Annotated in this window: 10 protein-coding genes; 4 read left to right on the forward strand and 6 right to left on the reverse strand. The window is 74.5% G+C overall.

Annotated features, from left to right (window positions below):
- Positions 1–491 precede the first annotated feature (491 nt).
- Together ACO03V_RS04685 and nudC are read right to left on the reverse strand one after the other, a co-directional pair.
- Positions 492–2,240: an ATP-dependent helicase gene (locus ACO03V_RS04685; protein WP_423136787.1), complete on the reverse strand. Its 1,749-nt coding sequence runs from the start codon at positions 2,238–2,240 to the stop codon at positions 492–494.
- On the reverse strand, positions 2,237–3,136 hold the full coding sequence (gene nudC / locus ACO03V_RS04690; RefSeq protein ID WP_423136788.1) for an NAD(+) diphosphatase: 900 nt from the start codon (positions 3,134–3,136) through the stop codon (positions 2,237–2,239). The genes ACO03V_RS04685 and nudC overlap by 4 nt, the downstream gene beginning before the upstream one ends.
- Positions 3,137–3,200: 64 nt before the next feature.
- Here nudC and ACO03V_RS04695 point away from each other — a divergent pair, with 64 nt between their 5' ends.
- Positions 3,201–4,574 (forward strand): aminoglycoside phosphotransferase, encoded by a 1,374-nt coding sequence (locus tag ACO03V_RS04695; protein WP_423136789.1) that lies wholly within the window; start codon positions 3,201–3,203, stop codon positions 4,572–4,574.
- A gap of 412 nt (positions 4,575–4,986) precedes the next feature.
- Here ACO03V_RS04695 and ACO03V_RS04700 read toward each other — a convergent pair whose 3' ends face one another.
- Positions 4,987–8,343, reverse strand: a complete 3,357-nt coding sequence (locus ACO03V_RS04700) for a UvrD-helicase domain-containing protein (RefSeq protein ID WP_423136790.1) — start codon at positions 8,341–8,343, stop codon at positions 4,987–4,989.
- Positions 8,304–11,432: an ATP-dependent helicase gene (locus ACO03V_RS04705; protein WP_423136791.1), complete on the reverse strand. Its 3,129-nt coding sequence runs from the start codon at positions 11,430–11,432 to the stop codon at positions 8,304–8,306. The genes ACO03V_RS04700 and ACO03V_RS04705 overlap by 40 nt, the downstream gene beginning before the upstream one ends.
- A gap of 196 nt (positions 11,433–11,628) precedes the next feature.
- Here ACO03V_RS04705 and ACO03V_RS04710 point away from each other — a divergent pair, with 196 nt between their 5' ends.
- Complete coding sequence (locus ACO03V_RS04710; RefSeq protein WP_367726485.1) at positions 11,629–11,853, forward strand: DUF3107 domain-containing protein; 225 nt, start codon at positions 11,629–11,631, stop codon at positions 11,851–11,853.
- A 10-nt stretch (positions 11,854–11,863) separates the two neighbouring features.
- Positions 11,864–12,151: a hypothetical protein gene (locus ACO03V_RS04715; protein ID WP_423136792.1), complete on the forward strand. Its 288-nt coding sequence runs from the start codon at positions 11,864–11,866 to the stop codon at positions 12,149–12,151.
- 21 nt (positions 12,152–12,172) lie between these two features.
- Here ACO03V_RS04715 and ACO03V_RS04720 read toward each other — a convergent pair whose 3' ends face one another.
- A complete protein-coding gene (locus tag ACO03V_RS04720; RefSeq protein ID WP_423136793.1) occupies positions 12,173–12,889 on the reverse strand; it encodes a ferritin-like fold-containing protein in 717 nt (238 codons plus the stop codon).
- A gap of 150 nt (positions 12,890–13,039) precedes the next feature.
- Here ACO03V_RS04720 and ACO03V_RS04725 point away from each other — a divergent pair, with 150 nt between their 5' ends.
- Complete coding sequence (locus ACO03V_RS04725) at positions 13,040–14,494, forward strand: DEAD/DEAH box helicase (protein ID WP_423136794.1); 1,455 nt, start codon at positions 13,040–13,042, stop codon at positions 14,492–14,494.
- Positions 14,495–14,620: 126 nt separating this feature from the next.
- On the opposite strand, the gene ACO03V_RS04730 is transcribed toward ACO03V_RS04725, so the two are convergent.
- Entirely contained in the window at positions 14,621–15,481 is an 861-nt protein-coding gene (locus ACO03V_RS04730; RefSeq protein WP_423136795.1) for a PHP domain-containing protein, read from the reverse strand.
- Between the last annotated feature and the right edge of the window lie 59 nt (positions 15,482–15,540).

Genomic DNA, 15,540 nt, shown 5'->3' on the forward strand with positions numbered 1-15,540 from the left:
GCTGTCGGGCGCCGACGAGACCGACGTCGACGCGCTGCTGGCCCGGCTGGCCCCCGCTCTCGCCGCGCCCGCCCGCACCCCGCCGGTCGCCCTCCAGGTGACAGACGACCTGTCCCCGGGCGTGGTCCGCGCGGTCCGGCTCGGGCTGCCGCCGGACACCGCCGTGCTGCCGTGGGCGGGCAGCCGGACCGCTGCCCCCGATGACGGGCGGACGGTGATCCTGCTCGGCGCCCACCGCGTCGACCCCCGCCGCGCAGTCGCCCTGGTCCGCGAGGACGTGCCCCATCTGCCGGTCGTCCTGGACGCCGGTCAGGCGGCCGTCGGTCCGCTCGTCCGGCCCGGTCTGACGGCGTGCCTGAGCTGCCTGGATGCCACGGCCCGCTCCCGCGACCCGGCCTGGCCGGTCATCGCGGCGCAACTCCTCGCGCGACCGCGCCCCGACGTCGATGCGGGATTCGCCGTCGAGGTCGCGCGCGCCGCGCGGCACTATCTCAGCGCGGACCCCTCGAAGACGACGAGCTCCCTGCACCTGCGCGCCGCGACGTCCCGCCGGTCCTGGCGACGACATCGGCCGAGCGCAGACTGCCGCTGCCGATCTCTCGGAGGAAGCGCGAGGGCGAGCGTTCGCTCCGCCCCCGACCACGGGACCAGCTGATGGACAGTGTCCGCGCGGCGCGCGTGACGCCGACGTACGCCAGGCGACGCTCCTCGTCGACCGCCTCGAAGGTCGTGGCGTACGAGATGGGAAGCAGCCCCTCGCTGACCCCGACGAGGTGGACGTGGTCCCATTCCAGTCCCTTGGCAGCGTGCAGCGTCGCCAGCGTGACCGTCCGCGTGGCCGGCTCGTGCTGGTCTCGGGCGCGCGCCTGCAGGTCGTCGGTGAAGCCGCGCAGGTCCGTCCCCGCGGGCGCCTCCTCCGCCAGACGCAGGAGGGCGGCGCGCGCCTCCCAGGCATCGCGCAGAGCCCCGCCGGCGGCCGGCGGCTCGTCGGTCAACCCGACGCTGCGCAGAACGTCGCGCACGGTCGCGAGGAACCCCGTCTCCAGCGGCGCCACCGAGGCCGCGCGCAGGGCCATCATCGCCTGCCGGACCTCGGGGAGGTCGAAGAACCGTCGCCCTCCGAGCACGGTGGCCGCCACCCCGACGCCGGCGAGGGCCGTCAGCAGCAGGGCCGACTGCGCATGCGAGCGGTAGAGGACGGCGATCGCCCGCGGGTCCGCGCCGCGCGCGACGAGGTCGGCGATGGACCGCGCGACCCCGGCGGCCTCGTCCTCGTCGTCGTCGTACGCGCGCACCGTGGGGGCCGGTGTCTGCTCCGGCGACGCGGAGACCAGCTCCAGCGCGCCCGCGCGGCCGCGCATGAGATCGTTCGCGACGGCGAGCACCGGCGCCGTGGAGCGGTAGTTGCGCTCGAGGCGCACCACCTTGGCATCCGGATGGGTCCGCTCGAACTCCAGCAGATACCGCGAGTCGGCGCCGGTGAACGAGTAGACGGTCTGGCTGGCGTCGCCCACCACGCAGAGATCGTGGCGGTCTCCGAGCCACAGCTCGAGCAGTCGCGCCTGCAGCGGCGACACGTCCTGGAACTCGTCGACGGTGAAGTGCCGGTACTGCTCGTGCACGGCGGCGGCGACCCGGGGCTCCGCCTCGATCATCCCCGCGCACGTGAGGAGGACGTCCTCGAAGTCCATCTGACGGCGCTCGTCCTTGAGCTTCTCGTACGCGCGCTGCAGGTCCACGACGCGGTCCACCCCGAGGCGTCCGACGCCGTTCGGCCGGTCCGCCGCATACTGCTCGATCGAGCGCATGGTGACCTTGCGCCACTCGATCTCGGAGGCCACGTCGCGGAGGGTGGCCGTGTCCGGCGACAGCCCCACTCCGTCGGCGGCGTGCGCGAGCATGCGCACCTTGTTGTCGATGATGGACGGCGCCTGGTCGCCGGCGAGAGCGGGCCAGAAGTAGTTCACCTGCGCCAGCGCCGTCGCGTGGAACGTCCGCGCGGAGACCCCCGAGACGCCGAGGGCACGCAGCCGACCGCGCATCTCCCCCGCGGCCTTCGCCGTGAAGGTGACGGCCATCACCCGCTGCGGGGAGTACGCGCCGGTGTCGACGCCGTGGGCGATGCGGCGCGTGATGACCCGCGTCTTGCCCGTGCCGGCGCCCGCGAGGACGCAGACGGGGCCGCGCAGGGTCCGCGCCGCCTCCCGCTGCTGCTCGTCGAGCCCGTCGAGCGCGCTCACCGCGTCTCCTCGTACCAGTCGTCGATGAGGCGCCGGGCGATGGAGGCCGGTCCGGGCAGCTGCAGACCGCTCTCGCCCCGCATCGCGGCGCCGAGCTCGTCGCGGGTGAACCAGCGCACCTCGACGATCTCCTCACCGTCCTCGCGGGCGTCGGCGTCGTGCTCCACACGGGCACGGAAGCCCAGCATGAGCGAGCGGGGATACGGCCACACCTGCGAGCCGCGGTACTCGACGTCGCGCAGCACGACGTTCGCCTCCTCCGCGACCTCGCGCGCCACCGCCTCCTCGAGCGACTCCCCCGCCTCCGCGAACCCGGCGAAGCACGAGTACCGGGCTCCGCCCCACGCGGCGTTCGCGCCGAGCAGCACCCGCCGGCCGTCCTCGCTGACCACCAGGACGATCACCGCCGGGTCCGTGCGCGGGAAGTGCTCGCGGCCGCATCCGGGGCAGTGCCGGGCCCATCCGGCGTCACGGGTGAGGGTCCGGGTTCCGCACGCGGGGCAGAAGGGCGCGTCGCGCAGCCACCCCGCGAGGGCGACGGCCGTGCGCAGGATGGAGGCGTCGGACTCGACGAGGTCGCCGCCGATCTCGCGCAGCCGCGCCCAGGCGGCATCCGGGGGCAGAGCGATGTCCGCCTCGTCCGGGACGACGGCGAGGAGGACGGCCTCGCCGGCGGGCCCGCGGCCCAGGAACGCCCACTCGAGCACCTCGTCCAGCGCGGAGACGGGCACGCCGACGAGAGCGTCGCCGCGGACCGGCGCCGCATCCGCCCGCACAGCGAGCACGCGGGTCCCGGATGCCGCGCGCGCCGCATCGAGCAGTCCGGCGGTGCGGCGTTCGTCGGCGCTGCGGTCGCGCACGAGGGGACGCGACGGCACGGGGGCGCTGGGCGGCATCGAACACCTCTCTCAAGGGCGTGGCGCGGGGGGAAGGAGCGCGGGACCGACCTACCCTGGGGGCATGGCACGCTCGCCCCTCACTCTAGCCGCGTCGGTGACGGCGGCTCTGCCCGGCATCGGGGTCACGGCGGTCGGTCCGCTGACCGAGAACGGGCCCGGCCGCTTCGACGCCGCCTTCGCACGCCTGGAGGACGGCCGCGCCATCGTCGTGCGCATGCCCGTCGACGACGCGGCCGCGCGCGACCTGGCGACGGAGTCCCGCGCGCTGCACGCCCTCACCCCGGGCGTGCGGGCGCTGCTGCCGTTCGCGGCGCCGGAGGTGCTCGGCGAGACCGGCTCCGGAACCCAGCGCGTGCTCGTCGTCGACCATCTCGTCGGATATCGCATCGACCCCGCCAACCTCCCCAAGGGCCCGGGGTACGCGCCGGCCATCGGCGCCGCGCTGGCCGCGGTGCACGCGCTGCCGGTGTCGGTCGTGCGGACCGACGGACTCCCCGTCCGGTCGCCGGAGCAGGTGCGCGACGACGTGACGCGTCTGCTCGACCGGGTCGACGCCACCGACCGCGTCCCGGACGGGCTCATGCTCCGCTGGCGCCGCGCGGTCGAGGTGGACGAGCTGTGGCGGTTCGAGTCCGCGGTCGTCCTCGGCGGCGCGAGCAGCTCGTCCTTCCTGCTGGTCGACGACGATGAGGGGATCCCCCACGTCACCGGTCTGCTCGAGTGGGCCGGCCTGAGCGTCGGCGATCCCGCCGTCGACCTGCGCTGGCTCGCGTCGGCCCCCACCGCGACCGACGACGTCCACGACGGCTATGCGCGCGGTGGCGAGCGGTCCCCCGACCCGCTGCTGCGCGAGCGCGCGCGCCTGTACGCCGAGCTGGAGTTCGCCCGCTGGCTCGTCCACGGCTGGGACGCCGGGGAGAGCGATGTCGTCGACGACGCGGTCGCCCTGCTCACGGCCCTCGCCGACGGCGTCCGCGGCGACCACATCGTTCCCGACAGCCGCGCCGACATCGACGACGCCATGGCGCTGGTCGAGCGCGTCCCGCCGACCGCGGCGGCCCCGATCGACACGTCCATGCAGACGGACGCCTACGACCCCGAGGCCCTCTCGCTCTACCTCGCCGCGGAGCGGGACCGTCTCGCCGCGGAGGACGCCGCACCCGCAGACCCCGCCCGGGTGAACGCGTTCGACCTGACGGGTCTTCGCGAGCCCGAGGACCCAGGCGCCACCGTACCGGTCGACCTCGACGGCTGGACGCCTCACCGCACCGGGTCGCTCGACGCCGCGCCGGACGAGACCCCGATCACCGCGGGCGACGTGCCTCACGACGTCACGGCCCAGGACGAGGAGGACGCCGTCCGCGCCTCCCGTGCCGCGCTGCGCCGCTGGGCCGTGGCCGGGGACGACGACGCCCGCGAGGCCCGCGACGCCTGACCGGCCGCTTCCCCGGCCGTCGTCGCGACCGCGTCCGCCCGACTGCAGGACCGCTGGGCCACTGACCCCCACTGGGGCGCGTGTGCATTACGGATGCCACCCCGCCCAACGAACGCGCCGTCGCCCTGCGCGAATGCAGGACCGCTGGGGCTACTGTCACCCACTGGGGCACACGAACACGTCGGATGCCACCCCGCCCGACAAACTTGCCGCGCCCGCCCGAATGCAGGACAGCTGGGGCTGCTGACCCGCACTGGGGCGCCTGAGCACCCCGGATGCCACCCCGCCCGACGAACGCGCCGCCGCCCTGCGCGAATGCAGAACCGCTGGGGCCTGTGAGCACCCCGCGCACACGCGCACCACGGATGCCGCCCCGCCCGACAAACACGCCGCCGGGGAACGCGCCGCCCGCTCAGCCGCGCAGCACGACGTCGTCGCCGACGTAGAAGAGAGCGACGTCGATCTTGTCCATCGGGACGCCGTGCTTGGCGTGGTACGCCTCGCGATAGAGCTCGAGCTGCAGCATCCGGGCCCGTTTCTCGGCCTCGCCGACGGGCGGACGTCCGGTCTTCCAGTCCACGATCTCGATGCGGTCGCCGCGGCGGTAGACGGCGTCCAGCTTGCAGATGATCACGTGCTCGCGCCCGTCGAGGAGCGGCGTGACGAAGTCGATCTCCGTCTCGACCTCGAGGGGCTGCAGACCCGCCCACTCGGAGCGCTCGAAGCTCTCGCGCAGACGCTGCAGCTCCTCGGCATCCGCGGCCGAGGCGCCGGTGTCGTCGTCGTCCGTCCACAGGGCGCCGTCGTCGAGACCCGTTCCCGCGCCGACCAGCCCCGATCGGCGTTCGACCCAGGCGTGGAACAGCGTGCCCAGACGGGTCTGACGGAACGGGCGCTCCGGCATGGGCCGGCGGAGCGACTCAACCGTGCCGCCGTAATCGGCCACGAAGTCCTTGTAGCGGGACGCCGGGATGCGGGTGGGCGCCGGCGTGTGCGTCGGGCGCAGGCGCTCCGCCCGTTCGGCCAGCAGCAGTTCGAGGTCGGGGTCGGGGTCCGCCGGGGCGGCGAGACGCGCCTCGTCGACCTCGGCCGCCGCCGCGGCCACGGCGGTCCGCCGGGCGCCGAGCGGGTCGAGCGGCCACTGCAGGGTGCGGCGTTCTCCGTCGTAGGGGTCGTCGCCGGGCTCGCCGACGTCGAGCTCCACGCCGAGGGCGGCGGCGGCCTCGTCGAGGAAGACGCTCGGGCGCCGGGGGCGCTTGGTCCCGGACCAGCTCGACCCGGTCAGCAGCAGGTGGTCCCGCGCGCGCGTGAATGCCACGTAGGCCAGGCGGCGATCCTCGTCGAGCTGCCGCGCGCGGTTGGCGGCGACGAACTCCTCGATGGCGGTCTTGAGCTGCTGCTGCGTCTCGGCGCCGCGCCACCCGAGGACGGGCAGCCAGGCGGCGTCCCCGCGGAACTCCGACGGCAGCACGCCGAAGCCGAGCCACCCCTTCGTGTCCCGGGCCAGCGAGGGCAGCTCGTCGGTGACCAGGCGCACGACCGCCACGGCATCCCACTCCAGGCCCTTCGACCCATGGATGGTCAGCAGCTGTACGACGTCGTCCTCGGGCGGCTCGGTGCGCGGGGCGAACTCGTCGGCCTGCTCGGCGTGGTCGAGCCAGGCGAGCAGGCTGCTGACGGAGCCGGACTCGTCCGCCGCGAGGAAGCCGCGGATCTCGTCCACGAACGCGCGCAGCTGCGCCGAGGCGATGCGCGCCGGACCGCGCGACTCGTTCGCGGCGAGCTCGATGTCCAGGCGCAGCTCCGCCTCCACCAGGCGGATCAGCTCGGGGATCGGCGCGCCGACGCTGCGGCGCAGCCCGGCGAACACCGCGCCCGCGTCGCGCAGGCGCGCCCGCCCCACGGGGGTGATGTCGGCGAGCCACCCGTGGTCGTCGGCCTGCCGGGTGAGGAAGTCGAGCGCGTCGACGAGCGACGCGCGGTCGGCTCCGGGGGTGGAACGCAGCCGCGCCGCCACGTCGGGGTCCAGCGGCTGCAGCGCCGCGTCGTGGGAGGCGAGCCGCCGGGCGAGCTGGGCGAGGGCGCGCAGGTCGGCGAGTCCGACGGACCAACGCGGCCCCGACAGCAGGCGGATGAGCGGGGAGCCCGCCTCCGGGTCGCTGACCACCCGCAACGCCGACACGACGTCGACGACCTCGGGGGTCGTGAGCAGCCCGCCCAGACCGAGGATGCGATGAGGGATGCCACGACGTCCGAGCGCGTCCCCGAAGCGCACCATGTGCTTCTTGCTGCGGAAGAGCACGGCACCCGTGGTCGCGCGCCCGTCCGCGGCGCGGGCCGCCCGAATCCCGGCGAACCAGGCGGCGACGCGGTCCGCCTCGGCGTCGAGCGCGTCGTCGAACGCGATGTCGACGAGACCGTCGGGGGCACCCGGACGGGCGCGCAGCTGCTCGACGGCGACCGGCGAGCGATCGGCCAGGGGCGCGAGCACCGCGTTCGCGGCATCCAGGACCCGCGCGCTGTTGCGCCAGCTGGTCAGGAGGGAGAACTGCGCGCAACGGCCGGCCGGCGCGAAGGCGGCGGGGAAGCCGCCGAGGTTGCCGGCGCTGGCACCGCGCCAGGCGTAGATGGCCTGATGGGGGTCGCCGACCGCCATGACCCCCGTGCCGCCGAAGAGCGTCGAGAGCAGGTCCGTCTGCACCACGGAGGTGTCCTGGTACTCGTCCAGCAGCACGACGCGGTAGCGGGCGCGCAGCTCATCGACGACGGCCGGGTGGTCGCGGACGATGCGCAGCGCGCCGGCGACCTGGTCGGCGAAGTCCATGACGCCCAGGCGCGCCTTCTCGCGGTCGTACGCCCGCGCGAGGTCGGCAAGCAGGCCGAGCGCCGAGACGCGGGCGGCCGCATCGGCGACGTCCTTGTAGACGGAGGTCCGGGCGTTCTCGGACGGGCGCTCGACGATGCGCCCGAACTCGTCGGGGAAGGCGGCGAGCCGGTCGAGGTCGACGAGGTTGTCGACGCCGTCGCGGGCGATGCGCAGCGCCGCGTCGATGAGGGTGCGCGGCGACTCCTGCCGCTCCTCCAGGCGCGGATCGTCGGAGGCGAAGACGACCCGGCGCATGAGGAGCCAGGCCGCCGACTCCGACAGGATGGCCGCCTCGGCGTCGCGCCCGATCCGCAGCCCGTGCTCGCGGACGAGTCCGTCGGCGAAGCTGTTGTAGGTGGCCACCGTCGGCCGGTGCAGCAGCTGGTCGCCGTCGTGGTCGACGGGCGGGACGGCGTGCGTCTCGCGGGCGAGGGCGTCCAGCGCCTCGCGGCGTGCCGCGTCCCCGCGCGCGCCCTCGGCGCCGGCCAGCTCGGTGAAGACCGCCAGACGCCCGGCCGCGTGCAGCGCGGGCAGCATCGGCAGCAGACCGCGCACCTCGAACTCGGACAGGCGCTGCAGCCGCCGCTGGATGCGCTCGGCGAGCTCGCCCGCGGCCTTGCGCGTGAAGGTCAGCCCGAGTACCTCGTCGCGGCGGACGAGGCCGTTCGCGACGAGCCAGACCACCCGCCCCGCCATCGTCTCGGTCTTGCCGCTGCCGGCGCCCGCGACGACGAGCGCCGGCGCCAGCGGCGCCTCGATCACCTCGGTCTGCTCGGCCGTGGGCGGGAACTGCCCGAGAGCGGCCGCGATCGTCGCGGCGGGCAGCAGCGCGGTCCCGATCGGCGCGGGCGGGATCGGCGCCGTCACGAGGCGCTCACCGCCGAGATCGTGTGGATGCGGCACAGCCCGAACGAGAACTCGTCGCGGCAGTGCACCTCGTACGGCGCGGAGAAGCTGCCGCCGCGCATGACGCCCACTGCGCGCTGCACCCGCTCGACGAACGCCGAGCGGGCGTCGTCGTCGAACGGCGGCTGGTGGGGCTCGGCGTAGTCCTTGGTCGCCGCGCTGGGGCGCAGGACCAGCAGCTTCGCCCCGCCGGGCGCGAAGCCGCCGGCCTGCTCGATGGCGCCGGACGAGAAGGCCAGCTGGTACGCCGCGAGCTGCGGGTTGTCGGCCACCTTGGCATCCGTCTGGGGCTCGTTCTTGCCCGTCTTGAGGTCCACGATGACGACCTCGCCGCGGGAGGTGAGCTCGACGCGGTCGATGTCGCCGCTCAGCACCGCGCGGTGCTCCCCCGCGTCGGGAACGGGGATGGGCACGTCGAAGTGCCGTTCGGCCGCGAGGAGCCGGTGACCGGCGTCGTCGAACCGGCGCAGGTAGCTGGCGAGCCGCCGCACGAGGTCGCGCGCCCGCGTCTGCTCCGCGCGTTCACGCCAGGCGGCGTCGAAGACGAGCTCGCCCCAGCGCTCCTCGACGACCGCCCACAGGTCGGCCTCGGACGGGGATGCCGCGGTCTCGAGGGCCGCGTGGATGATGGTCCCGATGCCCGCGGTCGTGCCGCTGCGGTCGCCGCCGAGGTCGCCGATGACCCAGTCGAGCTCGCACTGCTCGAGCGCGTGCAGCCGCGAGGGCGACACCCGGACGTCCTCGCGGGACAGGTCGCGCAGCGGCGCGATGGAGCTCGGTGCCGCCACGCCGTACCACTGCTCGGACGCGGCGCCCGGCACGTCGGCCGCCGCGAGGAGGGCCAGCTGCGTCGTCGCGTGCCGACGCTGGGCGGCCGTCGTGCGCGGCGCGGTCAGCGTGCGACGGTGACGGGCGACCAGACCCCGCAGCGACAGCGGGTGCTCCGGGATGGATGCCGCCGGCTCGGGCGTCGGCAGCATCTCGAACAGGACGCTGGGTCCGGTGTCGTCGTCGTCCACCGCCGTCACGACGAGCCGCTCCCGCGCCCGCGAGATCGACCGCAAGAACAGCCGCAGCTCGTCGTGCATCGCCTCGCGTCGCCGGTCGATGAGCCCCGCGACCGGGAGCTCGGGCCGGAGCACGGCGTCGGCCAGCCGCCACGTCTCGAGCAGTCCCCCGCGCAGCCGGGTGTTCGGCCAGACGCCGTCCTGCACGCCCGCGACGACGACCGTGTCGAAGGCGGTCCCGGCCGCCGCCGCCGGCGTCAGCACGCGGACGGTGTCGGCGACGGCGGGCTGCTCGATGCGGTCTTCGGCCACGTCGCTGTCGAGCACCGCACGGAGGAAGACCGCCGCCTCCCCGTCCGGTTCGCGCTCGGTGAACCGCTTGGCCGCCTGGAAGAGGGCGACGACCGCATCGAGGTCCCGGTCGGCCTGCTCGGCGATCGGACCGTGTCCGCGCGACGCCTCCCGCCACATCCGCGCGAGGCCGCTGCGGTCCCACGCCGTCCACAGCATCTCGTGCGGCGTCGCCCGGTTCTCGGCCTGCGCGCGCACCGCCGCGAGCGTCGCGCCCATCCGCGCCGCACGGCGGCCCTCCCGGGTGTCGACGGCCTCCAGCTCGAGGGGATGCCGGATGCCGGATACGAGCAGATCCCCGGCCGTCCGGTGTCCGCCGTGCTCGACCTCGTCCTGACGCAGGACCGTCCGCAGCCGGCGCAGCTCGATCGGGTCGAGGCCGCCGAACGTCCCCAGCAACGCGTCCGCGACGGCCTCGGGGGTCCAGTCCGCCGGGTCCTGCATGCCAAGCTCCACGAGGCCGACGAGATCGCGCACGGGCCGTTGCGCGCCGAGCGCCAGGCCGGGGCCGCTCGCCCGGGCCGGGACCTCGCGCGCGGCCAGCTCGGTCTGCATGGTCGCGACCTGCCGCGAGTCGTGGGCGATGACGGCGCAGTCGCCCCATGCCACCCCGTCGAGGACGTGGCGTTCGCGCAGCAGGCGCGCGATGGCGTCGGCCTCCTCCGCGGGCGAGCGCAGCAGGTAGGTGCGGACGGAGCCCATCGGCGCCGCGCCGACCGGTGGACGCCGGTGCGCGACGACGCCCGCGGCGCCGATGCGGGCGGCGACGGAGCGGACGAGGTCGATCTGCTCCGGGGTGCCCCGGTGCACGGTGCCCAGCGCCGCCGTCGTGCCGAGCGAGCGGGCGAGGCGCGCGAAGTTCTCCGGCGTCGCGCCGCGGAAGGCGCCCGAGCCCACGTCGGGATCCCCGAAGACCACGACGCCGATGCCCAGTCCCGCCGCCGCCTCGAGGAGATCGACGCCGCCGGCCGTCAGCTCCTGCGCATCGTCGACCAGGATGCAGCGCAGCGTGGCGAAGCGGCCGAGCAGCTCGCGGTCGCCCGAGGCGTCGCGGAGTACGCCGACGGCCTCGCGCGTCAGGTCGGCCGCGTCGCGGTGCGCACCGCGCATCGACGCCCGCACCGCGCGGTACTCGGCGGAGAAGGAGGCCAGCGACGCCCAGACGGGGAGGTCGTGCCGGGCGGCCAGCCGCTCGAGGTCGCCGGGCAGGACGCCGAGGTTGGTGCATTCGGCCAGGAACGCGCGCACGTCGCCGCGGAAGCCGCGCGTCGCCCGGATCGCCGGACCGAGCCACTCGGGCCAGCGCGAGGCGCCCTCGCGCTCGTCCTCGGCGTCCCCGTCGAGCAGGTCGCGGATGATCTGGTCCTCGTCGCCGCCCGTGAGCAGCTGCGGCGGCTCGTCGCCGCGGCGCACCTCGGCCCCGCGGACGAGCTGGAAGGCGAAGGAGGCGACCGACCGCGCGACGGCGCCGGCGGTCGCCCGGCCGATCGCCAGCGCGAGCGGGTCGCGCAGCGCGGTCGCGGCCGGTCGCGTGGGGGTGAGCACGAGGACCTCGTCGGGGTCGACGCCGGCGTCGACGAGGGCGCGCACGCGCGCGATCAGCGTGGAGGTCTTGCCCGACCCCGGGGCCCCGACCACCGCGCCGCTGACCGCCGGCCCCCACGCCGTCACCGCCTGCTGATCGGCGTCGGTCGCGGCACCGGGGGCGATGGCATCCGTGATCCGCATCCCCCCACGTTAACCGCGCCCTCCGACATGGCCGCCGCGACACCGCGCACGTCCGCCGGACCCGCCGGAGGAGGGATGCCGTCCGCGTTCGCCGTCCGCGAAGCGGGCGACCCGCGGCGGCTCCGTGTCGGCGCCCTGCCGTAGAGTCGACAGCACGCGCCGGGCGATCGGTCCCCGGGCGGGAAGGACGTGCATCGTGGAGATTCGCATCGGCATCACCAACACCGGACGCGAACTGAACTTCGAGACCAGCGAGTCCTCGGAGGCCGTGAAGTCGACGGTCGCCTCCGCTCTCGACAGCTCCGCGAGCCACCTGACCTTCACCGACGTCAAGGGCAACTCCTACATCGTCCCGACCGCGAACCTCGCGTTCATCGAGGTCGGCACCGAGGAGTCCCGCCGGGTCGGCTTCGTCGCCTGACGGCTCCGCCGTGCAGATCCTCCTCGGTCTCCTCCTCGGCGCGGTCGTCGGCCTCGCGGCGCACTTCGCGCTGCCCCGCCGGTCGACGCGGGGCGTCGCCCTCGCCCCGCTCGCCGGAGCCGCCGCCTCCGCCGTCGTGTGGACGGCGCTGACGTGGGCCGGATTGGGCATCGACTCCCCCGTGCTGTGGATCGTCGCGGTCCTGGCGCCGGCGGCGACCGTCCTCGTGCTCATCCCTCTGCTCAGCCGTCGGCGGACCGCCTCCGACGCGTCCGAGCGAGCGCGCCTCGGCGTCTGACCCGCAGGGGCAGGAGGGGCGTCAGGCCGCGAGGCCCATGGCATCCATCCGCCGGGCGTGAGCGCCCATCAGCTCCGTGAACACGGGCTCGACGACCTTCTCCTCGTCGCGGTCCAGGCGCGTCGGGCGCAGCGCCGCGCGCGCCACGAGCAGCGTGTCGCCGACGAGGCGACGGCCCCACAGGGCCAGCAGCCAGCGCCACTCCTCGTCGGCGGCGATGGCCGCGCCGAGGATCTCCACGATCGCCGAGCGGTCGTCGTCCGCCGTGAGGATGCGGGCCACACGACGCCCGGTGTCGCCGTAGCTGGAGGACAGCGCGAGGTAGAAGTCGTCGAGCATGCCCGCGGTGATGTGGACCGACAGCATGGTCTCCTGCGGTCGCACCCCGTGGGTGTTGCGCCGGAACGCGTCGAGCGACTCGCGGAACGGGAGCATGAGCTGCGTCGGGTCGGCCCCGCGGTCGCGGATGAGGGCGACGAGCTCCTGGTGCTTGATCAGCGCCGCCCCTGCGGCGCGCGAGAGGGACTCCTTCTCGGCGAGCTCGGGCGTCGAGGCGATCAGCTCGCTCAGCGTCTCGAAGAACCCGAGCTGCAGGTACGCGGCCTGACCGAGGAACGTCTCGATATCCGGGGCGAGCTCCGCGAAGTCGACGCGCATCGCCTCGCCGAGGTCGCCGCGCGAGCGGAGCTGCAGCGTCCGGCCCACCGGGCGGCGACGACGACGGATCCACTCGAACACGCTGTACAGCCTAGGCGTCGGGGCCCGCCGAAACACGCCGGGTAGAGTGGACACGCCCCGGCGCTGGATCGGGGCCCCGCGCCTGTGGACGAGTGGAGGGCGTGGATCCGACTCCCCAGGCGGTCTCTCACCGCCGGAACAGGCACGCTCATGACGACTTTCTCCGAGCTCGGCGTCGACCAGGACATCGTCGACGCCCTCGCATCCAAGGGCATCGTCGATGCCTTCCCGATCCAGGAGCAGACCATCCCCCTCGGTCTGCCCGGCCAGGACATCATCGGCCAGGCCAAGACCGGTACCGGCAAGACCTTCGGCTTCGGCATCCCCGTGGTCCAGCGTCTCGGACCGAACCCCGAGCCCGGCGTCAAGGCGCTCATCGTGGTGCCGACGCGCGAGCTCGCCGTCCAGGTCTACGAAGACATGGACATGCTGACCCAGAACCGCGCGACCAGCGTCGTTGCGATCTACGGCGGCAAGGCGTACGAGGGCCAGATCGACCAGCTCAAGGCCGGCGCGCAGATCGTCGTGGGCACCCCGGGCCGCCTGATCGACCTCAACAACCAGCGCCTGCTCGACCTGTCGGGTGCGGTCGAGGTCGTCCTGGACGAGGCCGACAAGATGCTCGACCTCGGCTTCCTCGCCGACATCGAGAAGATCTTCTCGAAGGTCCCGGCGATCCGTCACACGCAGCTGTTCTCAGCGACCATGCCCGGGCCGATCGTCGCCCTCGCGCGCCGGTTCATGTCGAACCCCATTCACATGCGCGCGAGCGACCCCGACGAGGGCCTCACGCAGGCCAACATCAACCACCTCGTCTACCGCGCGCACTCGCTCGACAAGGATGAGGTCATCGCCCGCATCCTGCAGGCCGAGGGCCGGGGCAAGACCGTCATCTTCACCCGCACCAAGCGCGCCGCGCAGAAGCTCGTCGACGAGCTCGGCGATCGCGGGTTCAACGCCGCAGCCGTGCACGGCGACATGAGCCAGGAGTCGCGCGAGCGCTCCATGGCCTCGTTCAAGGCCGGCAAGAGGGACGTGCTGATCGCGACCGACGTCGCCGCCCGCGGCATCGACGTGAACGACGTCACGCACGTCATCAACCACACGATCCCCGACGACGAGAAGACGTACCTGCACCGCGCCGGCCGCACCGGCCGCGCCGGTAAGACCGGTATCGCCGTGACGTTCGTCGACTGGGACGACCTGCACAAGTGGGCCCTCATCAACCGTGCGCTCGAGTTCGGTCAGCCCGAGCCGGTCGAGACCTACTCCTCGAGCCCGCACCTCTACACGGACCTCAACATCCCCGAGGGGACCAAGGGCCGGCTCGTGACCGCTCCGAAGGCGACGGCGCCCAAGCCCGAGAAGAAGAACGAGACTCCGGATGCCGAGGGCTCCCGCGGTCCGCGCCGTCGCCGCCGCGGCGGGTCCTCCTCGGCCGAGGGCGGCGCCCCCGCCGGCGACGCCGCGCCGCGCGAAGAGGGCGGCGCCGGGACGCACGACGGCGCCGGCAAGGAGCACCACGACGGCAACGCGGCTCCGCGCCGCCGCCGGCGTCGTCGTGGCAGCGGCAGCTCGGGCACGCCGACGGCCCCCGTCGCCTGACCCGCCTCGCACCGAGAAGGCGCCGATCCCCCGCGGGGTCGGCGCCTTCCGCGTCGGTGGGGCCGGTGGCATCCATTCCGTGGAGAGCACGGGGAACGCCGCCACGCCCGAAGTTCCGTTCCGGGGTTACGGGAAGACCGGGGACGACCCACGACCGGCGGCGATGATCCGCGCCACCATGTCGTCGTCCGTCGTGTTCTCGCCCGGGACGTTCGGCTTGCCGAGCCCGTGGTAGTCGCTCGATCCGGTGACGATGAGGTCGTGCGACCGCGCGAGGGCGGCCAGCTGCGCGGTCGGCTCCGGAAGGTTCTCGCGATGCCGCAGCTCGAACCCCTTCAGACCTGCGGCGAGCATCGACGCGGTCACCCCGTCCGGCAGCAGCGCCCGACCGGCCGGGTGCGCGACGATCGGCACGCCGCCGGCCCCGACCACCAGCTCGACGGCCGTGACCGGGTCCGGGGCGTACAGGGCGACGTAGTAGTCGTTGGCGGGGTGCAGGATGCCGGCGAAGGCCTCGGTCCGGTCCGCGACGATGCCGCGGGCGACGAGCGCGTCGGCGATGTGCGGCCGCCCGACCGTGGCGCCGTCGGTCGTCTGGGCGGCGATGTCGTCCCAGGCGATGTCGTAGTCCTGCGCGATGCGGTCCGCCATGATCCGGGCGCGGTCGAGACGCGAGGAGCGGATGCGGTCCGTCATCGCCCGCAGCCCGGCGTCGTCCGGATCGACGAGATAGGCCAGCAGATGGACGCTGCGCCAGCGGTGCCGCGCCGAGAGCTCCATGCCCGGGAGGAACGTCATCCCGAGCGACGTCGCCGCCTCGGCGGCCTCCGCCCATCCCGAGGTCGTGTCGTGGTCGGTCAGCGCCGCGGTGCGGAGACCGTGCCGGTGCGCGGCGGCCATGACCTGTGCCGGCGGCTCGGTGCCGTCGGAGTGGGTGGAGTGGAGGTGGAGGTCGCTGGGCCCCTCGAATCGGCGTTGTCGCTCCACCCGTCGAGCGTAGCGCCCGCACTCGGCGTCCGTGCCGCCCGCTTCCGCCGATCTCCCAG

This window comes from Microbacterium sp. HMH0099 (assembly GCF_049384025.1).
Classification (GTDB): domain Bacteria; phylum Actinomycetota; class Actinomycetes; order Actinomycetales; family Microbacteriaceae; genus Microbacterium.

Bases quoted from the DNA above. Each gene is read 5' to 3' on its own strand.
- nudC (WP_423136788.1), bottom strand. From the start codon at position 3,136: ATGCCGCCCAGCGCCCCCGTGCCGTCGCGTCCCCTCGTGCGCGACCGC.
- ACO03V_RS04695 (WP_423136789.1), top strand. From the start codon at position 3,201: ATGGCACGCTCGCCCCTCACTCTAGCCGCGTCGGTGACGGCGGCTCTG.
- ACO03V_RS04705 (WP_423136791.1), bottom strand. From the start codon at position 11,432: ATGCGGATCACGGATGCCATCGCCCCCGGTGCCGCGACCGACGCCGAT.
- ACO03V_RS04725 (WP_423136794.1), top strand. From the start codon at position 13,040: ATGACGACTTTCTCCGAGCTCGGCGTCGACCAGGACATCGTCGACGCC.